The organism is Pseudonocardia hydrocarbonoxydans (genome assembly GCF_006539565.1).
GTDB classification, from domain to species: domain Bacteria; phylum Actinomycetota; class Actinomycetes; order Mycobacteriales; family Pseudonocardiaceae; genus Pseudonocardia; species Pseudonocardia hydrocarbonoxydans.
Genome location: NZ_BJNG01000015.1, coordinates 241,728 through 263,331, shown reverse-complemented (window position 1 = coordinate 263,331; position 21,604 = coordinate 241,728). Strand labels below are relative to the sequence as shown.

Below are 21,604 nucleotides of genomic sequence, written 5' to 3'. Positions count from 1 at the left end.
GACAGTGTCAGGGGAACGTCATGCACACCGTCCTCGCCGACGCCCGGCGCGGCCACCGGGGCCTGTTCTGGTTCGCGGCCGCCATGGTCGCGCTCACCGCCGTCCTCCTCGTGGCGGCCGTGGTCGACCAGCGCACGCTGCTCGGCGCGCCGCTGTGGTTCAAGCCGCTGAAGTTCAGCGTCTCGCTGGCGGCCTACGCGGCCACGCTCGCCTGGATGCTCGGGCAGCTGCGCGAGCCCGCCCTGCGGCGCACCGGCTGGGCGATCGCCGTCGCCGGGGCGGTGGAGATCGTCATCATCGTCGGGCAGGCCGCCCGGGGCGTGCGCAGCCACTTCAACGACGACACGCTCGCCGACTCGCTGCTGTTCGCCGTCATGGGCGCGACGATCGCCGTGCTCTACCTGGCCACCGCCGCGATCGCCCTGCGCTTCCTGCGCGAGCCCGGACGGGACCGCGCGGCCGGGCTCGCGATCCGCCTCGGGCTGCTCGTCGGGCTGGTCGGCATGGGCGTCGGGGTCGTCATGTCGGTGATCGGCTCGCACGCCGTGGGCGTCGCCGACGGCGGGCCGGGCCTGCCGTTCGTCGGCTGGAGCACCACCGGCGGCGACCTGCGGATCGGGCACTTCGTCGGCATGCACGCGCTGCAGGCGCTGCCGCTGCTCGCCGCGGCACTCGCCGCCACGGGCCGGTTCACCGAGGCGACGCGCTCGCGGGCGGTCACCGTGGCCGCCGTCGCCTACGGCGCGGTGGTGCTGCTGGTGACCTGGCAGGCCCTGCGCGGCCAGCCGCTGCTCGCCCCCGACGCCCTCACCCTCGGCACGCTCGCCGCGATCGTCGTCGGCACGGCGGGTGCGCTGCTCGCGGGCCGGGACCGCGTGCCGGTGTGATCACGCCCTGGGCAGCCGCGCGGCCACCCGCAGCCCACCGGGTGAGGACAGCAGCAGCTCCCCGCCCCCCAGCTCGACGGTGCGGGCCGCGATCGCCAGGCCCAGGCCCGACCCCTCGGTGTTGATCCGGGCGGGGCTGCGCCAGAAGCGGTCGGTGGCGCGGTCGAGCTCGTCGGGGGCCAGGCCGGGTCCGGTGTCCTGGACGGAGACCTCGACGAGGTCGCCGTGCAGCGCCGTCCGCACCGTGACCGTGCCGCCGGCCGGGGTGAACTTGACGGCGTTGTCGAGCACGGCGTCGAGCACCGTCTCCACCGCGCCCTCCGGCCCGACCGCCCGCAGGCCGCGCACCCCCTCGCGCCGCAGCTCCAGGCCGCTGTGCTCGGCCAGCGGGCGCCACGCCTCCAACCGGTCGTCCACCCCGTCGTCGACGGCGAGCGGGACCAGCGGGGCCGTCCGCTCGGCCCGGGCCAGCGCCAGCAGGCCGTCGAGCAGGGTGGACAGGCGCTCGGCCTCCTCCAGCGCGGCGACGTGGTCCTCGGCCGCGTCGGCGTCGACCCGGCCCTGCAGGTTCGACAGCCGCAGGCGCAGCGCCGTCAGCGGGTTGCGCAGCTGGTGGCTCGCGTCGGCGACGAAGGCGCGCTGGGCCGAGTAGGCCTGCGCCACCTGCTCGGCCATGCGGTCGAAGGAGGCGGACAGGCGTCGCAGCTCCGGCGGCCCGGAGTTGTCCGAGACCGGGTCCGGGCGCGCCCCGGCGAGCACGGCGGCGGCGACGCGGCCGGTGCCCTCGTCGAGGCGGCGCACCGGTCGCAGGATCCAGCGCACCACCGGCAGGGCCACGAGGACGCCCGAGCCGAGCGCGAGCAGCGCGGCCGTGGCCACCAGCGACCACGTGCGCAGCTCCTGTGCCCGCACCGCGGCGGTCGAGGAGATCGTGACGACGGCCCCGCGCACCTCGCTGTCGACGAGCACGGGCTCGGCGAGCACCAGCGGGCGCTCGTCCCAGGGCATGATCAGCGGGTAGGCCTGCGACGGCTGGCGGGCCAGCGCCAGCGTCACCCGCTCGCGGGCGTCCTCGTCCAGGGCCGGGGCGGGCGAGCGCGAGGCCACCACCGGCTCGCCGGTGCGGTCGAGCACCAGCACGGCGTCGCCGTAGACCTCGTCGTAGCGGCGCAGCGTGGCGGCGAGCTGGGAGGTGTCGGCCTCGGTGAGCGGCCGCTCGGCCGCGGAGGCGTAGTCGATGGTGTCGATGAGCCGCTCGGTGAACAGGTCCTGCTGGGCCGCGGCGGCGCTGGCCAGCGCCAGCGGCACCCCCAGCCCGGCGGCGAGCAGCCCCACCACCACCATCATGATCACCAGCAGCCGGGCGCCCACCGCTCACTCCGCCCCGGGGAGCCCGAGCCGGTAGCCGACGCCGCGCACGGTCTGCACCAGCTCCGGGCGGCCGAGCTTGGTGCGCAGCGTCGCCACGTGCACGTCCAGGGTGCGGTTGGCGCCCGCCCAGGTGCGGCCCCACACCTCCGCCACGATCCGGCTCCGCGTGCACACCGCGCCGCCCGAGCTGGCCAGCAGCGCGAGGACCTGGAACTCCTTGCGGGTCAGCGGCACCGGCCGGTCGCCGACCGAGACGGTGTGCCGGGCCAGGTCGACGCGCACGTCGTCGACCTGCACGACGTCGTCGGCGGTGCTGGCCGCCTCCACCCGGCGCCGCCGGTACACCGCGTGCACCCGGGCGACGAGCTCGCCGATGTCGTAGGGCTTGACCAGGTAGTCGTCGGCGCCGGAGTGCAGGCCCAGGATGCGGTCGTCGACCTCGCCGCGGGCGGACACCACGATCACCGGCACCTCGCTGACGGCGCGGATCGCCCGGCAGACGTCGACGCCGTCGACGTCGGGCAGGCCCAGGTCGAGCAGCACGACGTCGACGCCGGACAGCTCGTCGACCACACCGCGCCCCCGCGACAGGCGCGTGGTGGTCATCCCGTGGCGGTGCAGCGCGGGCCGCAGCGCCGCCGCGATCCGGTCGTCGTCCTCCACCAGCAGGATGTGCACGCGATCAGTCTCCCCGAGGTCTCGTTATCGCAGCGAAACCCTATGTGTGGCTCAAGGTGGTGGACTGGGGTGTCCGATTCGCTCTAGCGTCCCGCCATGCTCGGAGGCCTGAGATGACCACAGCCGGCACGCCCATGATCAGGATGGCGGCCGTCGACAAGCACTTCGGCGATCTCCACGTCCTGCGCGACATCAACCTCGACGTCGAGTCCGGCCAGGTCGTGGTGGTCCTCGGACCGTCCGGCTCCGGGAAGTCGACGCTGTGCCGCACGATCAACCGCCTGGAGCCGATCGACTCGGGCACCATCCAGGTCGACGGCACCGACCTGCCCGCCGAGGGAAAGGCGCTGGCCGGGCTGCGCGCGGACGTCGGCATGGTGTTCCAGAGCTTCAACCTGTTCGCGCACAAGACGATCCTGGAGAACGTCACGCTGGGCCCGATCAAGGTGCGGAAGGACTCCAAGGCGGACGCCGAGAAGAACGGCCTCGCCCTGCTGGAACGTGTCGGCATCGCCAACCAGAAGGACAAGTACCCCGCCCAGCTCTCCGGCGGGCAGCAGCAGCGCGCCGCGATCGCCCGCGCGCTGGCGATGAAGCCCAAGGTCATGCTGTTCGACGAGCCCACCTCCGCGCTCGACCCGGAGATGGTCAACGAGGTCCTCGACGTCATGACCACGCTGGCCAAGGAGGGCATGACGATGCTCGTGGTCACCCACGAGATGGGCTTCGCCCGCCGCGCCGCGCACCGCGTGGTGTTCATGTCCGACGGCGAGATCGTCGAGGACGCGAAGCCGGAGGAGTTCTTCTCCAACCCCACCTCAGACCGTGCCAAGGACTTCCTCGGCAAGATCCTGTCCCACTAGAACGATGTGGAGATCAAGCATGAAGATGCGCACCCTGGCGGTGGGCCTGATGGTCGGCGCCCTCGCCCTGAGCGCCTGTGGGCGTGAAGGCGGCCCGACCACGCCCGAGAGCGAGGCCGCCGCCGAGCTCAGCTACCCGGTGGCCGAGAACGTCGCCCTGACCGGCTCCCCGACGTTCGACGCCATGACCGCGGCGGGGCGGATCACGATCGGGGTCAAGGAGGACCAGCCGGGCCTCGGCTTCCGCGACGCCACCACCAACGAGTACTCCGGGTTCGACATCGAGATCGCCCGCTACGTCGCCGCCGAGCTCGGCTTCGGGCTCGACCAGATCGACTACCTGCCGGTCCCCAGTGCCGCCCGCGAGGACACCATCGAGCGCGGCGACGTCGACTACTACGTGGGCACCTACACGATCAACGACGGGCGCAAGGAGCGCATCTCCTTCGCCGGTCCGTACTTCCAGGCCGGCCAGTCGATCCTGGTGCGCGCCGACGAGACCGAGATCACCGGACCCGACACCCTGATGGGCAAGAAGGTCTGCTCGGTGACCGGATCCACCCCGATCAAGCGGGTGGCCGAGCAGGGGCTCACCGAGCCCGCGAACATCGTCGAGTTCCAGACGTACACCCAGTGCGTCGACCAGCTCACGACCGACCAGGTCGACGCCGTCACCACCGACGACGCGATCCTGGCCGGCTACGCCTCCCAGCAGCCCGACGAGCTCAAGCTCGTCGGCGAGCCGTTCTCCGAGGAGCCCTACGGCATCGGGCTGAACCGCGACGACACCGCCCTGCGCAACGCGATCAACGACGCTCTCCAGAAGGCCTACGACGACGGCACCTGGCAGCGCATCTACGACGCCACCCTGGGCCTGTCCGGCACGCCGGCCAGCCCGCCCCCGCTCGACCGCTACTGACCTGCCCCGACGCCGGGTCCGCCCTCGTGGCGGGCCCGGCGTCGCCGGTGTCACGACGAAGGAAGGGGGGCCGTGGACGTCCTCGTCGACAACCTCGACCTGTACCTCAGTGCCTTCGGGCAGACGATCCTGCTGTTCCTGGTGGCCGCGGTGGGCTCGCTGGTGCTCGGTACGGTGCTGGCCGCGCTACGGGTGAGCCCGGTTCCGATCCTGCGCTCGTTCGGCTCCGCCTACGTCACGGTGTTCCGCAACACGCCCCTGACACTGGTGCTCTTCTTCTTCGCCTTCGCCTATCCGCGCCTGGAGCTGGTGGACCTCTCGTTCTTCGCACGCGCCTCCGTCGGACTGATCCTCTACACCGCGGCGTTCGTCTGCGAGGTCGTGCGCTCGGGGATCAACACGGTGCCGGTCGGCCAGGCCGAGGCGTCCCGGGCACTCGGCTTCGGGTTCGGCCAGACGCTCACGCAGGTGGTGCTCCCCCAGGCCGTCCGGTCGGTGGTGCCGCCGCTGACCAGCGTGCAGATCGCGCTGTTGAAGAACACGACCATCGCGTCGGGCTTCTCGGTGTTCCAGGCCGGGGGTATCTACGCGGTTCTCTCCGAACAGGGCGACAACGTGTTCATCGGCCTGCTGTGGGTGTCACTCGGCTTCCTCATCCTCGTCGCCCCGCTGACGCTGCTTCAGCGGCGCCTGGAGAACCGCTGGAGCGTGGCCCGATGACGGCGACCCTGTACGACGTCCCCGGTCCGCGGGCCCGGGCGACCAACCGCATCCTGGCGATCGTCGGCACCCTGCTCATCGTCGGGATCCTCGGGTTCGTCGTTCTCCGGTTCGCCGAGAGCGGGCTGTTCACCTACGAACAGTGGGACTGGATCACCTACGAGCTGATCCAGATCTCGCTGCTCAACGCACTGCTGGCGACGCTGCGGGCCTTCGCCGTCGGGGCGGTGCTGGCCCTGCTGTTCGGAGCGGTGTTCGCCGCGGCCCGGCTGTCCGACCACGCCTGGGTCCGCGCCCCGGCGGCCGCCATCGTGGAGTTCTTCCGCGCCGTGCCGCTGCTCATCCTGATCTTCATCGCCTTCTACGGCCTGCGGATCGACCTCTTCTGGTCGGTCGTCATCGGCCTGACGCTCTACAACGGCTCGGTGCTCGCCGAGGTGTTCCGCGCCGGTGTCAACGCCGTGCCGAAGGGTCAGAGCGAGGCGGCCTACGCCCTGGGCATGCGCAAGACCCAGGTCATGGTCACGGTGCTGCTGCCGCAGGCACTGCGCTCGATGCTGCCCACGGTGATCAGCCAGCTCGTGGTGCTGCTCAAGGACACGGCGCTGGGCTTCATCATCGGCTACCAGGAACTGCTGTTCCAGGCCCGCCAGATCGGCAGCCAGATCCAGCTCGACGCCCCGATCATCCCGGTCGCCATCGTCATCGCGGCGATCTACATCGGCCTGTGCCTGGTCCTCTCGGCCCTGGCCAACTACGCTGAACGGCGCAGCCGGCGCCGCGTCGCCAGCCCGGCGGAGTCGGAGAAGCGCGCACTGGACGAGGTGACCCGCACGGGCGGCTGACAGGCCACTCCGCCGCCGAGCTCCACTCGATTCGAGGGAAACCCATGCATCGCATCACGGGAGCAGTGCCTCTGATCGCCCGGGTCTCCGTCGTCGCGCTCCTGCCTGCGGCCCTGCTCGTGGGTACCGCCACGGCCGCATCCGCCGGCGCGTGTGAGACCAGCGCTCCGGGTGGGAACAGCGGGTCGTCCATCTGCGTCGGCGTGCGGACCCATCGGGTGTTCCTGCAGTGCGAGGAGAACAGCGGCAACCGCTACATCCGGATCGGCCCCGAGGCCGGAGACGGGCAGTACTCGCGTGCCCGGTGTGACGAGTTCTCCTTCACCACCGACGTCACCGTCTCGTTCACCTGATCGAGCCGCCGGCCACCTGGTCGGCTCCGGCTCGGACCCTCGGCTGCAGGCCGGTCGGTGCCGGGACGGGCGGACGCGGGGTGCCGCTGACCTGTCACCTGCGCGGTAGTATCAGAAGTATGACCACCAAGCTCACGATCAGTGTGCCGGACCAGGTCGCCGAGGAGGCCCGTCGCGCCGTCCGTGAGGGACGGGCCGAGTCGGTGTCCGGTTGGTTCGGCACGGCGGCCGAGCACTTCCGCCGCGCCGGGACCCTCGACGACTGGCTGGCCGAGGCGGACGGCGTCGCGGGAGAGCCGCCGTCGGCCGCGGTCCTCGCCGAGGTCGACGCGGCGCTGGACGCGTGAGCACCGGCGTCACGCTCGACGCCGGAGCCCTCATCGCCATCGAGCGCGGCACCGAGCGGGCCCGCGCCCTCGTCACCCGGATACGGGACCGCCGCCTGCCGGTGCTGGTCCCCGCCGCGGCGCTGGCCCAGGCCTGGCGGGGTGGACCGCGCCAGGCCCGGCTCGGCGCGTTCCTGCGCGCCCGCGGCGGACCGGAGGTGTTCGCGCTCGACGCGGCCGGGGCCCGCGCCGCCGGCGAACTCTGCGCCCGGGCGGGCACCGGTGACATCGTCGACGCCTCGGTCGTGCTCTGCGGGCTCCGCCACGACCATCTCATCGCCACGAGCGACCCGGACGACCTGCGCGCCCTCGACCGACGGGTGCGGATGTTCGTGCTTTGACTACAGGTTCTCGATCTCCACCGGCTCGATCCCCTCCGCCACCGGGAGGTCGAGGCCCAGGACCTGCGCGTAAAAGCTCAGTTCGGCGTCCAAGGCCCGGCGGATGTTCTCCGCCCGCCGGAACCCGTGCTGCTCCCCGTCGAACAGCAGATAGGCGACGGGGAGGCCCTTGGCGCGCAGCGCGTCGACGATCATCTCCGACTGCGCGGGCGGCACGATCTCGTCCCCACTGCCCTGCAGCACGATCAGCGGGGCGGTGAACCGGTCGAGGTGGTGGATCGGGGAGCGTTCGACGTCGCCAGGCTCGGCAACGCCCCAGGCTGACGCGTCGACCATCACCAAGACGCCGAACGCGCAGGCAACGAGAGTCGCACCATTCAGCCTGCACCCGTCGGCGTGTCGCCCCCCTCGCCGCCACGGGCAGCGAGACGATCTGTGGCATTACGAAGAGTAAGAACGAGCTGAACTCTCACCCTATCAGGGATTCCTCAAGTCGCACCTTGACCTTGACTCTATGTAGCCCCTAATGTTCGTATCCGATAAAGATTTCTGAAAGAGCTACGCCGGGCTCATTCTCGGAAGAATTCTGCTCGCAGCACCGCGAGGCCCGAACAGATCTAGACATCTGGAGGAGCAATGCGTCATGGACGGAAGCTGCTCACATTCGCAACCGCGGTCGTACTAGCCGGGGTCAGCGTGAGTTCGGCGACAACGATTGCGTCGGCCTCGACGCCAGTCGAGGTGGCGTCGATAGCTGCCGTTCGGGCAGACCCGACGTTGCCTCCCGGTGAAGCACCGAACGGCCCGAGCCCGGACCTCATTCCTGATCGATGTGGATACTTCGATCGTGAGTTCCCGGCGCCGAGAAAGAACATTAACGGCGTTCAACGGTTCTATCAGCTCAATTACTATATCCCGAACGAGACTGGCCTTCGCGACGGAGTGCTTTCCGTCTTCGAAGCGGTTGGTGAGCCGTTCTTCGGTTACGACCCCGGCCCTCGACTCGGCACGGTCGTCATAGGTTGCGGCACATCGTAGATGTGTGAGCCGCTGGCGCCGCTGCGCCGGACGGGCTCCTCCGCAAATGGGGTGCGGGTGGCGATGAGGCAGGTTCCCACGCCTTGATCAGCGTCACCCGGTGGCCGCGTGCCGCAGCCTGCGTCCTCAGCTGCGGCGATCGTTGACCGGACTCGTGGCCGACGTCGACCAGGACGAGCCAGATGGGGTCCTGCCTCTCTGGGAGTTTTCGGAAGTTCGATCCGAAACTGGCAGTAGGACATTCGGTCGGCAGCCCGCCCGACTACCGGTGTCATCCGTCGCATCCACCTGGTCGCAGAGGAGCCGTTAAGTGCAGACCGCGGCCTGGTCGTCGAGCGTCCAAGGATCGTGAACGGCATCGGACGTCGGCTCGGCCGGGACCGCCCATACTCGTCCACAACACCTCGGACAGCGGCACCGCTGCCTCGCCGGTCCCCCGGAAACCCCGGGACCCGGACCCTGCGCGAGGGAGTCCTGGAATCCGAGGTACGTGAGAATCGTTTCCCGTGGGCACAGGGTTCGGCCGATGCACCGACCCAGCCCCGGGGCCTCTGTGCTCGATATCCCCGCAGAAACGTCGTGCACGCAACACGTACGTCCGACCGCGCAACGCTTGCTGACATGAGTGTCAGAGGTTCTCGATCGCCACCGGCTCGATCCCCTCCGCCACCGGGAGGTCGAGGCCCAGGACCTGCGCGTAGAAGCTCAGTTCGGAGTCCAGGGCCCGGCGGATGTTCTCCGCCCGCCGGAACCCGTGCTGCTCACCGTCGAACAGCAGGTAGGCGACGGGGACGCCCTTGGCGCGCAGCGCGTCGACGATCATCTCCGACTGCGCGGGCGGCACGATCTCGTCCTCACTGCCCTGCAGCACGATCAGCGGGGCGGTGAACCGGTCGAGGTGGTGGATCGGGGAGCGTTCGACGTAGGTGTCGCGCTCCTGCGGGTACGGGCCGACGAGCCGGTCGAGGTAGCGGCTCTCGAACTTGTGCGTGTCGCGGGCCAGCGCCTCCAGGTCCGCGACGCCGAAGTGGTCGGCCCCCGCCGCGAACGGTGAGTCCGGGCTCGCCAGCGCGGAGAGCACCGTGAACCCGCCCGCGGAGCCGCCGCGGATCAGCAGGCGGGCGGGGTCGGCGCGGTCGGTGGCGGCCAGGCGCCGCGCCACGGCCACGCAGTCGGCGACGTCGATCACGCCCCACCGGCCCAGCAGCTCGTCGCGGTAGGCCCGGCCGTAGCCGGTGGAGCCGGCGTGGTCGACGCTGACGACCGCGAACCCCCGACTCGTCCAGTACTGGGTGGCCACCGAGAACGAGGACGACGACGCGCCGGTCGGACCGCCGTGGATGACCACGAGCAGCGGGGGCCGCTCGCCCGGCGGGCCGCCGTGGGTCGCGCTGGCCGGTGCGAAGTACAGGGCGTGAGCGGTGCGTGGCTCCCCCGCCGCGTCGGTCGACGGCACCGTGAGGTGCTCGCCGACCGCGATACCCGCCGGGTCCAGGCCCAGGTCGCGGGGGGTGCGCAGGGTGGCGACCGCGGCGTCGGAGTCGGGTCCGGGCGGGGTGACCCGGTACACCCCGGGCTCGGCGGTGGGCGTGCCCGCGACGACGACGGCCGACCCGCCGGCCGAGCGCACGGCCGCGACCTCGCAGAACGGCACGTCCAGGTCGGCGATCAGCCCGCCGGTGCCGCGCACGGCCAAAGCGTCGGAGCCGGCGCGGCGCCGGGCGAAGACCACCGTGCCGTCGGCCAGGACGGCGTAGCGGGAGCCGGCCAGCCGCCACCCGGGCACCCCGACCTCGGCGTCGAGGCGCACGATCGGCTCGATGTCGGCGCCGGGGGGCCAGCGGTAGAGGTTCCACCAGTCGGTGCGGTCGGAGAGGAACCACAGCGAGCCGTCGGCCTGCCAGGTCGGCTCGGACACCGACTCCCACGGCCCACCCGCGACGACGGTCTCCTCCCCCGTCGCCAGCTCGCGCACGACGAGCTCGACCGCGTCCCACGGCATGGACGGGTGGTCCCACTGCAGCCAGGCCAGCGTGGCGCCGTCGGGGCTGAGCCGGGGCGCGGCGACGAAGTCGGGCCCGGTGACCAGCACCTCCGGGTCGTCGGTCGGGGCGTGGGCGGCGAGGCGGACGATCTCGTTGCGCGGCTCCCCCGCACCGTGCCGCTCCCGGACGCAGACGATCGAGTCGCCGTGCACGTCCCCGTCGGCGTAGCGGTCACCCCGCTCGACCGCGGGGGCGGGCGTCAGCGGCGTGGCCGAACCGTTCTCCAGGCGGTACAGCCGCTGGTCGGCCCACTCGGTGAACCAGACGACGCCGTCGCGCACCCACCACGCGCCGCCGCCGTACTCGTGGACGGCGGTGCGCGCGTTCGACCCGGCGGGCAGCAGGTCCGCGACGGTGCCGTCGGCCGCCCGGCGCACCAGCTGCGTGCGGCCGCCGTCGTCGGGCCGGGCCTCGGACCAGTAGACCTCGGCCCCGTCGACCCGGACCTCGGCGAGCGACACGGCGGCGGCGACGACGAGCTCGGAGGTGATCGGGGTGGGCCAGGAACCGAACGGGGCGGTCGTCACCGCACCGACGCTAGCGTCTCGGGGTGCGGAAGGCGCTCCACAACACCGCGACGGCCTCGCGCGCCGCGCCGGGCCGGACGACGGGCAGCACCCCGATCGCACCGGTCAGCCCCGTCCACCAGCGCACGGAGCCGTCGCCGCGCACCGTGCCCAGGGCCGGGGTGGCGCACCGGCGTACGGCCGCGGGGACCGAGCCGGGCAGCTCAGGGTCGCGGCACGAGCGCACCGTGACCGGCACGCGCAGCAGGTCGGGCAGCTCCCGGGCGATCTCCGAGCAGCTCGGGCAGGACACGTCGTAGACCGCGACGACCGAGACCGTTCTCACGTGCCCAGCATGACCGCCGCCAGCGCCCCGACGACGGTCAGGGCCAGCAGCGGGCGCACGACCGGCTCCACCCGCGTCCACAGCTCGGTCCAGCCGCCGTCGGCGCTCCAGGCGTTGGACAGCAGCGGCATCGCCAGACGCCCCGCCGCGAAGCCCGCGGCCACCGCGAAGGCCGCCGGGAACGGCACGACGAGCACCACGGCGAGCAGCACCAGGTGCGGCAGCGCCGAGGGCGAGTAGGTGCGCATCCCGGTGCCCATCTCGAACCCGAACTGCAGCGCCCCCCACTCGCGCAGGTGCTGGACGTCCTCGGGCACCAGCCGCGCGTTCTCCGGCACCCGGAAGCGCACCAGGCCGCACTCGCGCAGCAGCACCGCCACCGCGGCGACACCGAGCAGCCCCCAGCGCACCGGCGCGGGCACGAGCGCCTGCGGGATCGCCCCGACGACGCCCGCGACGAAGGCCACCAGCACCGCACCGAGGAGCAGCCCGGCACCGAAGTACCGCACCACCGGGGATCCGCGCCAGACCGACGCGCTCAGCAGGAACGCCGAGTTGTGGCTTCAAGTGCTCCCCGAGTTGGCGAACCCGGCACCCGCACCGGCCACCGCCGCGAGCAGGAACACCGCGGGCAGCCAGGCGCCGAGCACCGCCAGAGCGAGCAGCAGTACGGCCGTGGTGGCCGGGTGCAGGACGCGGCGGGTCACCGGTGCGGGGCCCGGGTCAGCGCCCGAGCCCGGAGCCCAGGGCGGGCAGCAGGGGCCGCGACGGGTCGCGCCCGGGGCGGTTCTGCTCGCCGTCGCCGCGGCCCGGTCGGTCCTCGTCGGGCTCCGCACCGCGGGACGTCGGGGCCTGCCGGGTGGTGGTCGGCGCCGGGGTGGCCGACGTCGACGGCGTGCCCGCCTCGCCCGGCAGGCGGCACGCCGCGATCGTGATGCCCCGGTACTCGGTGCCGTCGGCGTAGACGACCGAGGTCGTGGCGTCGGAGCAGCGGTAGCCGTTCCAGCGCCAGGCGTTGCGGCCGTGGCAGCTCTGCGTGACGCGGGTGGACTCGAAGGCGTCCGGGCCGTCGTTGTAGCTGCCCTCCCGGTGGTAGCCGTCGTCGCACGGGAAGGTGCCGCGGCGCCAGCCGCCGTAGCAGACCGCGGTGCCCGACGCCGGCCAGTTGTCGGCCTGCTCGCGGTAGCTCTCCGGGGTGCAGGTCAGGTGCTCGGCCTTGTCGTCGCCCTCGGTGACGGGTGCCGCCGCGGCCTCGCGCCGGGCGAGGTACCAGTCCAGCGGCACGAGCGCCGCGGCGGCCGCGCCGATCAGCAGGCCGCGCACGACCGCCCGCCGGCCCGGCTGCACGGCCCGGATGCGGGCGACGACGGTGCTGGGCGTCGCGACGTCGGGCGCCTCGAACGCGGCGGGGATCTCGTCGAACCGGGTCATGCGCGGGCCACCTCGTGTTCGGCGATCAGGTCGAGCAGCAGGCCGCGCACGTCGGTGTCGGCGTGGACGAAGCGGCGGTCGGTGACGACGCCGCGCGCGTCGAGCGCGAGCAGGGTGGGCGAGTAGCCCTCGAACAGCTCGCCCCGCACGTCGGGGTCGACGACGAGCTCGGCCAGGCTCGGGGTGAACGGCTCGGCGCGGTCGGCCACGGCGGCGAACCGGAGGCCGGGGCGGCTGACCTCCCCGAGCACCGCGTAGACCTCGTGGCACTGGGCGCAGTCGGCGTCGACGACGGCGACCAGGGCGCCGGTCTCCCCCGCCCGCGGCCGCACCCGCTCGGGGGCGGGCCGCCCGACGAGCGGGGCGTAGCCGGACAGCTCCACCGCGCGGGCGGTCTCGAGCGCGCGCACCCGGGCGTAGACGGCGACGAGCGCGACCAGGGCGAACAGGGCGACGAGCAAGGCGAGCAGCGCCACCGCGAGCGGGAGCGTCATCGCCCACCCGCCCAGCGACCGGAGAGCCTGCCCAGCGCGTCGACGATCCGGTCCTCGCTCAGCGAGGTGGGCGCGCGGCCGGACTCCGGGCCGAGCAGCACCAGGTCCATCGCCAGGCTCTCGCCGGCCAGGACGAACCGCCACCGGTGCGGGGTGCCCGCGACCAGCGCCGCGCCGCGGTCGTCCAGGACGCGCCCGGCCCGCCACAGCTCGCCGCCCGGGAGCGCGAACCCGGCCCACTCGGGCAGGCTCGGCAGGACGTCGACGGAACGGCGCACGATCAGCGTCGCCTCCTCGCTGTGCCCGATCAGCGCGACGTCGGGCTGCGAGACCAGCAGCGACGACAGCGGCGTCAGCGTCGCGCCCCCGGGGGCGTCGGCGTAGCGGAAGGACGACAGCATCGTGGTGACGCCGAGCAGGTCGGGGGCGGGACCGCCGAACCAGGTGGTGGCCTCGTGGTGCGGGCCGGCGAGGACGAGCGCGGAGTCGGAGCGGTCGCGCGCCTCGTAGACGATCGCGTCGTACCCGCGCATCGGCTGCCTGCGCTCGCTCGCCCCGGGCATGACGTGGGTGGGGATGGCGCGGTGCTGCCCCAGCGGCGCCAGGAAGAACTGACGCGACATCCGCGGCCCGGCGAACCGGGTGGTGCCGAACCAGCGGAACTCGCCGAACTCCTCGGGGACCTCGAGCTCCACCGGTGCGCCGGAGGGTGCGATCAGCGAGACCGCCCGGCTGGTGGCAGCCACCATCGTCATCCTCCACGTGTCGCGGGACACGGAGCGGGTCCCGTCCGTCCAACGACCCGGGGAAGGGAACGTGACGGGGCCACCGGGTCGGCTCGCTCCGCCGAACGGGTGATCAACGGGGTACCGTGGCGGGGGCCCGCACCGTCCGCGCGAAAGGCCCGAGATGACCGATCCGACCCCGCTCCCGGAGCCGGTCGACGCCGAGATCGTCGAGCGCGACGGGATCCCGCCGGTCGTCGTCCCGCGGCCCGACTACGACGAGCACGGCGTCCCGAGCTTCGACTACGTCCGCGACCGGATCGAGAGCCGCCACGCGACGTCACAGGGGGCGACGGAGCTGGCCGACGCGACGCCGGAGGGCCGCTCGGTCGAGGAACGGTTCACCGAGCGTGAGCGGGCGGCGAAGGAACGGCTCGAGGAGATCCGCCGCTCGCTGGACTGACACCCGGCCCCGGACAGCAGTAAAGCCACTGTGCTGCCATCTGCCGGCAGCACAGTGGCTTTACTGCCACTTCGGGACCGGCGGGCTAGGACTCGCCCCGCTTGAAGATCTTGCTGCCCAGCCACACCAGCGGGTCGTACTTGCGGTCGACGACGCGCTCCTTGAGCGGGATCAGCGCGTTGTCGGTGATCTTGATGTGCTCGGGGCAGACCTCGGTGCAGCACTTGGTGATGTTGCAGTACCCGAGGCCGTGCTCCTCCTGGGCCGCCTTCTGCCGGTCGGCGGAGTCCAGCGGGTGCATGTCGAGCTCCGCGATCCGCATGAGGTAGCGCGGGCCGGCGAAGTTCTCCTTGTTCTCCTCGTGGTCGCGCACCACGTGGCAGGTGTTCTGGCACAGGTAGCACTCGATGCACTTGCGGAACTCCTGGCTCCGCTCGACGTCGACCTGCGCCATCCGGTAGTCACCCGGCTCCACGCCCTCGGGCGGGGCGAAGGACGGGATCTCGCGCGCCTTCGTGTAGTTGAACGACACGTCGGTGACGAGGTCGCGGATCACCGGGAACGTCCGCAGCGGCGTGACGGTGATGACCTCGTTCTCGTCGAACGTGCTCATCCGCGTCATGCACGCCAGGCGCGGGCGCCCGTTGATCTCGACGCTGCACGAACCGCACTTGCCGGCCTTGCAGTTCCAGCGCACGGCCATGTCCTGGGCCTGGGTGGCCTGCAGGCGGTGGATGATGTCGAGGACGACCTCGCCCTCGTTCACCTCCACCGGGTAGTCGACGAGCTCGCCCTTCTCGTCGTCGCCGCGCCAGACGCGGAAGTGCTGGTCGTGGGTCATGCCTTCTCCCCCTTGTCGGCCGCCGAATCAGCGCGGTGGCCGCCCAGCTCCTCGCCGGTGTAGTACTTCTTCAGCTCGTCGAGCTCGAACAGGTCGAACAGCTCCGGCCGCATCGGGATCTGCTCCTTGCGGACCAGCTCCACGTTGTCCTCACCCAGTGCGGACAGCTGCAGCAGGACGTGGCGCCAGTCGGAGTCCATCACCGGGTAGTCGTCGCGGGTGTGCCCGCCGCGGCTCTCCTGGCGCTCCAGCGCCGCCTTCGCGACGCACAGCGACACGAGCAGCATGTTGCGCAGGTCGAGCGCGAGGTGCCAGCCCGGGTTGAACACCCGTGCACCCTCGACGCTGACGGTGCGCGTGCGCGTCGCGATGTCCTCCAGCGCCTTGAGCGCCAGCTCCATCTCGTCGGCCTTGCGGATGATGCCGACCAGGTCGTTCATCGTCTTCTGCAGCTCCTGGTGCACGACGAACGGGTTCTCCCCGCCGGCCGTGGCCGTGGAGAACGGCAGCAGCGCACGGCGCTCCGCCTCGACGACGTCGTCGACGAGCACGGCCGGGCGCGTGCCGCCCAGCGCGTCGACGTACTCCGCGGCACCGGCACCGGCGCGGCGGCCGAAGACCAGCAGGTCCGACAGCGAGTTGCCGCCGAGGCGGTTGGAGCCGTGCATGCCGCCGGAGCACTCACCGGCGGAGAACAGGCCGGGGACGACCGACATCGCGGTGTCGGGGTCGACCTCGACGCCACCCATCACGTAGTGGCAGGTGGGCCCGACCTCCATCGGCTCCTTGGTGATGTCGACGTCGGCCAGCTCCTTGAACTGGTGGTACATCGACGGGAGCCGCTTCTGGATCTCCTCGGGCTTCAGGCGCGAGGCGATGTCGAGGAACACGCCGCCGTGGGGCGACCCGCGACCGGCCTTCACCTCGGAGTTGATCGCGCGCGCGACCTCGTCACGGGGCAGCAGCTCCGGGGGGCGCCGGTTGTTGTCCGGGTCGGTATACCAGCGGTCGCCCTCCTCGGGCGTGGTGGCGTACTGCTCCTTGAACACGTCCGGCACGTAGTCGAACATGAACCGCTTGCCGTCGGAGTTCTTGAGGATGCCGCCGTCGCCGCGGACCGACTCGGTGACCAGGATGCCCTTCACCGACGGCGGCCAGACCATGCCCGTCGGGTGGAACTGCAGGAACTCCATGTTGATCAGCGTGGCGCCCGCGCGCAGGGCTAGCGCGTGGCCGTCGCCGGTGTACTCCCAGGAGTTCGACGTCACCTGGTAGCTCTTGCCGACCCCGCCGGTGGCCAGCACGATCGCCGGAGCGTCGAAGCGGACGAACTCGCCGGTCGACCGGTAGTAGGCGAAGCAGCCCGCGATCTTCCCGTCGGCCTTGAACAGCTCGGTGACGGTGCACTCGTGGAAGACCCGGATGTTGGACTCGTAGTCGCCCGTGGCCGCGAAGTCCTCCTGCTGCAGCGAGACGATCTTCTGCTGCAGGGTGCGGATCAGCTCCAGGCCGGTGCGGTCGCCGACGTGCGCGAGGCGGGGGTAGGTGTGCCCGCCGAAGTTGCGCTGGCTGATCTTGCCGTCCTTGGTGCGGTCGAACAGCGCCCCGTAGGTCTCCAGCTCCCAGACGCGGTCGGGCGCCTCCTTGGCGTGCAGCTCGGCCATCCGCCAGTTGTTGAGGAACTTCCCGCCGCGCATGGTGTCGCGGTAGTGGACCATCCAGTTGTCGTTGCTGTTGACGTTGCCCATGGCCGCGGCGCAACCGCCCTCGGCCATCACCGTGTGGGCCTTGCCGAACAGCGACTTGGAGATGATCGCGGTGCGCTTGCCCTGGGCCCGGGCCTCGATCGCCGCGCGCAGGCCGGCGCCACCGGCGCCGATCACGACGACGTCGTACTCGTGCCTCTCGATGTTCTCGCTCATGTCGGTAGTCACCCCACGATCCGCAGGTCGGTGATCCAGCCGGCAGCGACGGCCATCACGTAGAAGTCCGTGAACGCCAGCGTCCCCAGTGTGAGCCACGCCAGCTGCATGTGCTTGGCGTTCAGCTTGGACACGTACACCCACGCCTTGTAGCGCGACGGGTGCTTGGAGAAGTTGTTGATCCGCCCGCCGACGATGCTGCGGCAGGAGTGGCACGAGATCGTGTACGCCCACAGCGCGACGACGTTGATCAGCAGGATGATGCTGCCCAGGCCCACGCCCTCGGTGAACGCCAGCACCATGTCGTAGGTGTTGATCACCGAGATGATCGCGGCGGCGTAGAAGAAGTAGCGGTGCAGGTTCTGCCCGAGCAGCGGGAAACGGGTCTCACCGGTGTAGCGCTTGTGCGGCTCGGCCACGGCGCAGGCGGGCGGCGACAGCCAGAACGCCCGGTAGTAGGCCTTGCGGTAGTAGTAGCAGGTGAGCCGGAACAGCAGCAGGAACGGCAGCGTCAGCGCCGCGTAGGGCAGCCACCAGACGTCGGGCAGGATCTGCCCGAAGTGGGACGCCTCCGGGATGCAGCCGACGGAGAAGCACGGCGAGTAGAACGGCGTCAGGTAGCCGTACTCGGCGACGTAGTAGTTGTCCTGCTGGAACGCCCGCACGGTGGCGTAGGCGACCCAGGCCGTGAGCCCGGCGAAGTTGAGCAGTGGCGGGAGCCACCACCGGTCGGTGCGCAGCGTCCTGGCCGAGATCTGTGCCCGGCCCGTGGACGCGTCTGTGGTGGATGACACGTCAGTGGGTCCTCGTCTTCGTTTCCGCGATCGAACGGGGTCGAAACTGGGCGGAGCGTACGACGTAACGTCGGCCACGACGGTGACGGGTGGGGAACAAATCCGGTGGTCGAGACGGGAGTCACAGTCACGTCACCGGGCCGTGACACGACCGGTGGCCCGGCCCCCGTGGGGGCCGGGCCGGAGTCGGTCGCGGGGGTCAGGCCGAGCGGCGGCTCCCGGTCGTGGCGTGCAGGTAGTCCCGGTTGAGCTGGGAGATGACGTCGAGCGGGATCTCCTTCGGGCACGAGACGGTGCACGCGCCGGTGTTCGTGCAGCCGCCGAACCCCTCGGCGTCGTGCTGCTCGACCATCCGCACCACGCGGTCGTCCTGCTCGGGCCGGCCCTGGGGCAGCTCACCGAGGTGGGTGATCTTCGCTCCGAGGAACAGCGACGCCGACCCGTTCGGGCACGCCGCCACGCACGCACCGCATCCGATGCACGCCGCGGCGGTGAAGGCACGATCGGCGTTCGCCTTCGGCACCGGCGTGGCGTGCGCGTCGGGCGCGGCACCGGTCGGGGCGCTGATGTAGCCCCCGGCCGCGATGACGCGGTCGAACGCGCTGCGGTCGGTGACTAGGTCCTTGACGACCGGGAACGCCGCCGCCCGCCACGGCTCGACGACGATCGTCTCCCCGTCGCGGAAGTGGCGCAGGTGCAGCTGGCAGGCCGTGGTGGCCTTCTGCGGGCCGTGCGGCTCGCCGTTGATCACCATGGCGCAGGACCCGCAGATGCCCTCGCGGCAGTCGTGGTCGAAGGCCACCGGCTCGTCGCCGGAGAGGATCAGCTTCTCGTTGAGGACGTCGAGGAGCTCCAGGAACGACATGTCCTCGTCGGCGTCGTCGACCTGGTAGCCGACCATCCGCCCGGTCGCCCCGGGGGCCTCCTGGCGCCAGATCTTCAGTGTCAGTCTCATTTGTAGCTCCGCTGGCTGGGGGTGACGTGGTCGAAGACCAGGTCCTCCTTGTGCAGGACCGGGGCCTCGCCCGCACCGGTGAACTCCCACGCCGCGACGTAGGAGAAGTGCTCGTCGTCGCGCTCGGCCTCGCCGTCGGCCTGGCTCTCGGCGCGGAAGTGGCCGCCGCAGGACTCCGTGCGGTGCAGCGCGTCCAGGCACATGAGCTCGCCGAGCTCCAGGAAGTCGGCCACCCGTCCGGCCTTCTCCAGCGACTGGTTCAGCGTGTCCGCCGAACCGGGCACCTTGACCGAGCGCCAGAACTCCCGGCGCAGCTCGGAGATCAGGTCCAGTGCCTTGCGCAGGCCCTCCTCGGTGCGCTCCATGCCGCAGTGGTCCCACATGATGTGGCCCAGCTCGCGGTGGAAGGAGTCGACGGTGCGGGTGCCGTCGACGGCGAGCAGCCGCTCGATCCGCTCGGTCACCTGGGCGCGCGCCTCCCGCACCTCGGGGGCGTCGGCCGCGACCGGCTCCAGCCGGCTCGTGGCCAGGTAGTCGCCGATGGTGGTGGGCAGCACGAAGTAGCCGTCGGCCAGGCCCTGCATCAGCGCGGAGGCGCCGAGCCGGTTGGCGCCGTGGTCGGAGAAGTTGGCCTCGCCGACGACGAACAGTCCCGGGATCGTGCTCTGCAGGTCGTAGTCGACCCACAGCCCGCCCATCGTGTAGTGCACCGCCGGGTAGATGCGCATGGGGACCTCGTAGGGGTCCTCGCCGGTGATGCGCTCGTAGATGTCGAACAGGTTGCCGTAGCGGGCCGCCACCGCGTCGCGGCCCGTCCGCTCGATGATCTCGGAGAAGTCCAGGTAGACGCCGAGACCCGACGGTCCGACGCCGCGTCCGGCGTCGCACACGTTCTTGGCGGCGCGGCTGGCGATGTCGCGGGGCACCAGGTTGCCGAACGCCGGGTACTGGCGCTCCAGGAAGTAGTCGCGCTCGTCCTCGGGGATGTCCTTCGGGGAGCGGGTGTCGCCCGCCTGCGCCGGCACCCAGATGCGGCCGTCGTTGCGCAGCGACTCGCTCATCAGCGTGAGCTTGCTCTGGTGCTCGCCGCTCACCGGGATGCACGTGGGGTGGATCTGGGTGAAGCACGGGTTGGCGAACAGCGCCCCCTTGCGGTGCGCCCGCCAGGTGGCGGTGACGTTGCAGCCCTTGGCGTTGGTGGACAGGTAGAAGACGTTGCCGTAGCCGCCGCTGGCGAGGACCACGGCGTCGGCGAGGTGGGTCTCGATCTCGCCGGTCACCATGTCGCGCACGACGACACCGCGCGCCCGGCCGTCGACGACGACGAGTTCGAGCATCTCGTGGCGGGTGTGCATCTCGACGCGGCCGGCGTCGATCTGGCGCTCCAGGGCCTGGTAGGCACCCAGCAAGAGCTGCTGGCCGGTCTGGCCCTTGGCGTAGAAGGTGCGGGAGACCTGGACGCCGCCGAAGGAGCGGTTGTCGAGCAGGCCGCCGTACTCGCGGGCGAACGGCACGCCCTGCGCCACGCACTGGTCGATGATCTGCACGCTGATCTCGGCGAGGCGGTGGACGTTGGCCTCGCGGGCGCGGAAGTCCCCGCCCTTGACGGTGTCGTAGAACAGCCGCTGCACCGAGTCGCCGTCGTTGCGGTAGTTCTTCGCGGCGTTGATGCCGCCCTGCGCGGCGATGGAGTGCGCCCGGCGCGGGCTGTCCTGGTAGCAGAAGCTCGTCACCTGGTAGCCGGCCTCGGCCAGCGTGGCCGCGGCCGACCCACCGGCCAGCCCTGTGCCCACCACGATGATCCGCATCTTGCGCTTGTTGGCCGGGTTCACGAGCTTGACGCCGAACCGGCGGCGCTCCCAGCGGGACTCGATCGGCCCGTCGGGGGCGGCGGTGTCGGCGATCGGCTCGCCGACGGAGAACTCCGAGTACGCGGTCATGACACCAGTCCGAACGTGATCGAGAGCGGGACGACGAGGAAGCCGGCGGCCAGCGCGATCGCGACGACGTTCGCGGTCGCCCGGAGCGCGGCGAGGTTGCCGCCGCGGGTGCGGCCCAGCGACTGCAGCGCGCTCCACAGCCCGTGCCGCAGGTGCAGCGTCAGCGCGAGGATCGACACGACGTAGAACGCCGTCACGTACCAGCGCTGCGGCGCGAAGTCGGCCACCAGGTTCGCGTAGACCTCGCCGTACACCCCGTTGGGGTTCAGCGTGCCCGTCGTCAGGTCCAGGATGTGGTAGACGATGAACAGCGCCACGATCACGCCGCCCCAGCGCATGGTCCGCGCGGCGTAGGAGCCCGCCACCCGGCTGCGGTGCGCGTACTTCACCGGCCGGGCCCGCGACGCGCGGCGGGCCAGGATCGTGGCCGCCACGATGTGGCCGACCACGGCGGCGAGCAGCACGACCCGCACGAGCCACAGCACGGTCTGCTCCGGCAGCGCGGGCGCGCCGACGACCCGCAGCCACGCGGCGTAGAGGTCGAGCGACTCGGCCCCGAAGAAGATCTTGAGATTGCCGACCATGTGCGCGACGAGGTAGAGGAACATCACCGCACCGGACACGGCCATCACGTACTTGAGCTGCACGGACGACGGCCGCGGGGTACGCCGGGTCGGCGCATCGCCGTTCGTGCGCGGAACCAGGGACACCATGCGGCAAGGGTGACCACCGGGCGACTGT

Annotated in this window: 25 protein-coding genes; 9 read left to right on the top strand and 16 right to left on the bottom strand. The window is 71.6% G+C overall.

From position 1 onward, the window contains the following. Window positions 1-20: 20 nt before the first annotated feature. Window positions 21-887: a hypothetical protein gene (locus PHY01_RS09590; RefSeq protein WP_141278195.1), complete on the top strand. Its 867-nt coding sequence runs from the start codon at window positions 21-23 to the stop codon at window positions 885-887. Here the strand turns inward: PHY01_RS09590 and PHY01_RS09585 are convergent, their stop codons facing one another. Together PHY01_RS09585 and PHY01_RS09580 are read right to left on the bottom strand one after the other, a co-directional pair. Continuing rightward, the gene (locus PHY01_RS09585) at window positions 888-2,258 is read right to left on the bottom strand and encodes a sensor histidine kinase (protein ID WP_141278194.1); all 1,371 of its coding nucleotides are present in this window, start codon (window positions 2,256-2,258) and stop codon (window positions 888-890) included. A 3-nt stretch (window positions 2,259-2,261) separates the two neighbouring features. Then, a complete protein-coding gene (locus PHY01_RS09580) occupies window positions 2,262-2,936 on the bottom strand; it encodes a response regulator transcription factor (protein WP_141278193.1) in 675 nt (224 codons plus the stop codon). 134 nt (window positions 2,937-3,070) lie between these two features. On the opposite strand from PHY01_RS09580, the gene PHY01_RS09575 reads away from it, so the two are divergent. From PHY01_RS09575 to PHY01_RS09550, 7 genes are all read left to right on the top strand, one after another. Further along, complete coding sequence (locus tag PHY01_RS09575; RefSeq protein WP_174824102.1) at window positions 3,071-3,799, top strand: amino acid ABC transporter ATP-binding protein; 729 nt, start codon at window positions 3,071-3,073, stop codon at window positions 3,797-3,799. Window positions 3,800-3,818: 19 nt separating this feature from the next. Further along, complete coding sequence (locus tag PHY01_RS09570; RefSeq protein ID WP_141278191.1) at window positions 3,819-4,718, top strand: glutamate ABC transporter substrate-binding protein; 900 nt, start codon at window positions 3,819-3,821, stop codon at window positions 4,716-4,718. A 72-nt stretch (window positions 4,719-4,790) separates the two neighbouring features. Next, complete coding sequence (locus PHY01_RS09565) at window positions 4,791-5,438, top strand: amino acid ABC transporter permease (protein WP_141278190.1); 648 nt, start codon at window positions 4,791-4,793, stop codon at window positions 5,436-5,438. Further along, a complete protein-coding gene (locus PHY01_RS09560) occupies window positions 5,435-6,283 on the top strand; it encodes an amino acid ABC transporter permease (RefSeq protein WP_141278189.1) in 849 nt (282 codons plus the stop codon). Before PHY01_RS09565 ends, PHY01_RS09560 begins: the two co-directional genes overlap by 4 nt. Before the next feature lie 203 nt (window positions 6,284-6,486). After that, window positions 6,487-6,636 (top strand): hypothetical protein, encoded by a 150-nt coding sequence (locus tag PHY01_RS26370; RefSeq protein ID WP_170183728.1) that lies wholly within the window; start codon window positions 6,487-6,489, stop codon window positions 6,634-6,636. 119 nt (window positions 6,637-6,755) lie between these two features. Further along, entirely contained in the window at window positions 6,756-6,983 is a 228-nt protein-coding gene (locus PHY01_RS09555) for a toxin-antitoxin system antitoxin subunit (RefSeq protein WP_141278188.1), read from the top strand. Beyond that, window positions 6,980-7,363 (top strand): PIN domain-containing protein, encoded by a 384-nt coding sequence (locus PHY01_RS09550; RefSeq protein WP_141278187.1) that lies wholly within the window; start codon window positions 6,980-6,982, stop codon window positions 7,361-7,363. Before PHY01_RS09555 ends, PHY01_RS09550 begins: the two co-directional genes overlap by 4 nt. Here PHY01_RS09550 and PHY01_RS09545 read toward each other — a convergent pair whose 3' ends face one another. The 8 genes from PHY01_RS09545 to PHY01_RS09515 all read right to left on the bottom strand — a co-directional run bounded on the left by PHY01_RS09545 (window position 7,364) and on the right by PHY01_RS09515 (window position 13,978). Next, a complete protein-coding gene (locus PHY01_RS09545) occupies window positions 7,364-7,699 on the bottom strand; it encodes an alpha/beta hydrolase family protein (RefSeq protein ID WP_246085803.1) in 336 nt (111 codons plus the stop codon). 1,330 nt (window positions 7,700-9,029) lie between these two features. Then, window positions 9,030-10,973 carry a S9 family peptidase gene (locus PHY01_RS09540; RefSeq protein WP_141278186.1) on the bottom strand — a complete coding sequence of 648 codons (1,944 nt, stop codon included), beginning with the start codon at window positions 10,971-10,973 and terminating at the stop codon, window positions 9,030-9,032. 10 nt (window positions 10,974-10,983) lie between these two features. Beyond that, on the bottom strand, window positions 10,984-11,298 hold the full coding sequence (locus PHY01_RS09535; RefSeq protein ID WP_141278185.1) for a hypothetical protein: 315 nt from the start codon (window positions 11,296-11,298) through the stop codon (window positions 10,984-10,986). Continuing rightward, window positions 11,295-11,810, bottom strand: a complete 516-nt coding sequence (locus tag PHY01_RS09530; RefSeq protein ID WP_141278184.1) for a hypothetical protein — start codon at window positions 11,808-11,810, stop codon at window positions 11,295-11,297. The genes PHY01_RS09535 and PHY01_RS09530 overlap by 4 nt, the downstream gene beginning before the upstream one ends. 51 nt (window positions 11,811-11,861) lie before the next feature. Beyond that, the gene (locus PHY01_RS26365) at window positions 11,862-12,005 is read right to left on the bottom strand and encodes a hypothetical protein (protein WP_170183727.1); all 144 of its coding nucleotides are present in this window, start codon (window positions 12,003-12,005) and stop codon (window positions 11,862-11,864) included. A 16-nt stretch (window positions 12,006-12,021) separates the two neighbouring features. Beyond that, window positions 12,022-12,729: a hypothetical protein gene (locus tag PHY01_RS09525; RefSeq protein ID WP_141278183.1), complete on the bottom strand. Its 708-nt coding sequence runs from the start codon at window positions 12,727-12,729 to the stop codon at window positions 12,022-12,024. Next, window positions 12,726-13,223 carry a hypothetical protein gene (locus PHY01_RS09520; RefSeq protein ID WP_141278182.1) on the bottom strand — a complete coding sequence of 166 codons (498 nt, stop codon included), beginning with the start codon at window positions 13,221-13,223 and terminating at the stop codon, window positions 12,726-12,728. Before PHY01_RS09520 ends, PHY01_RS09525 begins: the two co-directional genes overlap by 4 nt. Beyond that, entirely contained in the window at window positions 13,220-13,978 is a 759-nt protein-coding gene (locus PHY01_RS09515) for a hypothetical protein (RefSeq protein WP_141278181.1), read from the bottom strand. Before PHY01_RS09515 ends, PHY01_RS09520 begins: the two co-directional genes overlap by 4 nt. 154 nt (window positions 13,979-14,132) lie before the next feature. Between PHY01_RS09515 and PHY01_RS09510 the strand changes: the two genes are divergently transcribed. Then, window positions 14,133-14,411: a hypothetical protein gene (locus tag PHY01_RS09510; protein WP_141278180.1), complete on the top strand. Its 279-nt coding sequence runs from the start codon at window positions 14,133-14,135 to the stop codon at window positions 14,409-14,411. A gap of 85 nt (window positions 14,412-14,496) precedes the next feature. Here PHY01_RS09510 and PHY01_RS09505 read toward each other — a convergent pair whose 3' ends face one another. From PHY01_RS09505 to PHY01_RS09480, 6 genes are all read right to left on the bottom strand, one after another. Then, the gene (locus tag PHY01_RS09505; RefSeq protein ID WP_141278179.1) at window positions 14,497-15,252 is read right to left on the bottom strand and encodes a succinate dehydrogenase/fumarate reductase iron-sulfur subunit; all 756 of its coding nucleotides are present in this window, start codon (window positions 15,250-15,252) and stop codon (window positions 14,497-14,499) included. Next, the gene (locus PHY01_RS09500; RefSeq protein WP_141278178.1) at window positions 15,249-17,174 is read right to left on the bottom strand and encodes a fumarate reductase/succinate dehydrogenase flavoprotein subunit; all 1,926 of its coding nucleotides are present in this window, start codon (window positions 17,172-17,174) and stop codon (window positions 15,249-15,251) included. The genes PHY01_RS09505 and PHY01_RS09500 overlap by 4 nt, the downstream gene beginning before the upstream one ends. Window positions 17,175-17,182: 8 nt before the next feature. Next, window positions 17,183-17,968 (bottom strand): succinate dehydrogenase subunit SdhC, encoded by a 786-nt coding sequence (gene sdhC, locus PHY01_RS09495; protein ID WP_141278177.1) that lies wholly within the window; start codon window positions 17,966-17,968, stop codon window positions 17,183-17,185. A gap of 199 nt (window positions 17,969-18,167) precedes the next feature. Continuing rightward, window positions 18,168-18,923, bottom strand: a complete 756-nt coding sequence (locus PHY01_RS09490; protein WP_141278176.1) for a succinate dehydrogenase/fumarate reductase iron-sulfur subunit — start codon at window positions 18,921-18,923, stop codon at window positions 18,168-18,170. Next, window positions 18,920-20,863, bottom strand: coding sequence for a fumarate reductase/succinate dehydrogenase flavoprotein subunit (locus PHY01_RS09485; protein WP_141278175.1), 1,944 nt, complete (start codon window positions 20,861-20,863; stop codon window positions 18,920-18,922). The genes PHY01_RS09490 and PHY01_RS09485 overlap by 4 nt, the downstream gene beginning before the upstream one ends. Continuing rightward, window positions 20,860-21,576, bottom strand: coding sequence for a succinate dehydrogenase cytochrome b subunit (locus PHY01_RS09480; protein ID WP_141278174.1), 717 nt, complete (start codon window positions 21,574-21,576; stop codon window positions 20,860-20,862). The genes PHY01_RS09485 and PHY01_RS09480 overlap by 4 nt, the downstream gene beginning before the upstream one ends. Between the last annotated feature and the right edge of the window lie 28 nt (window positions 21,577-21,604).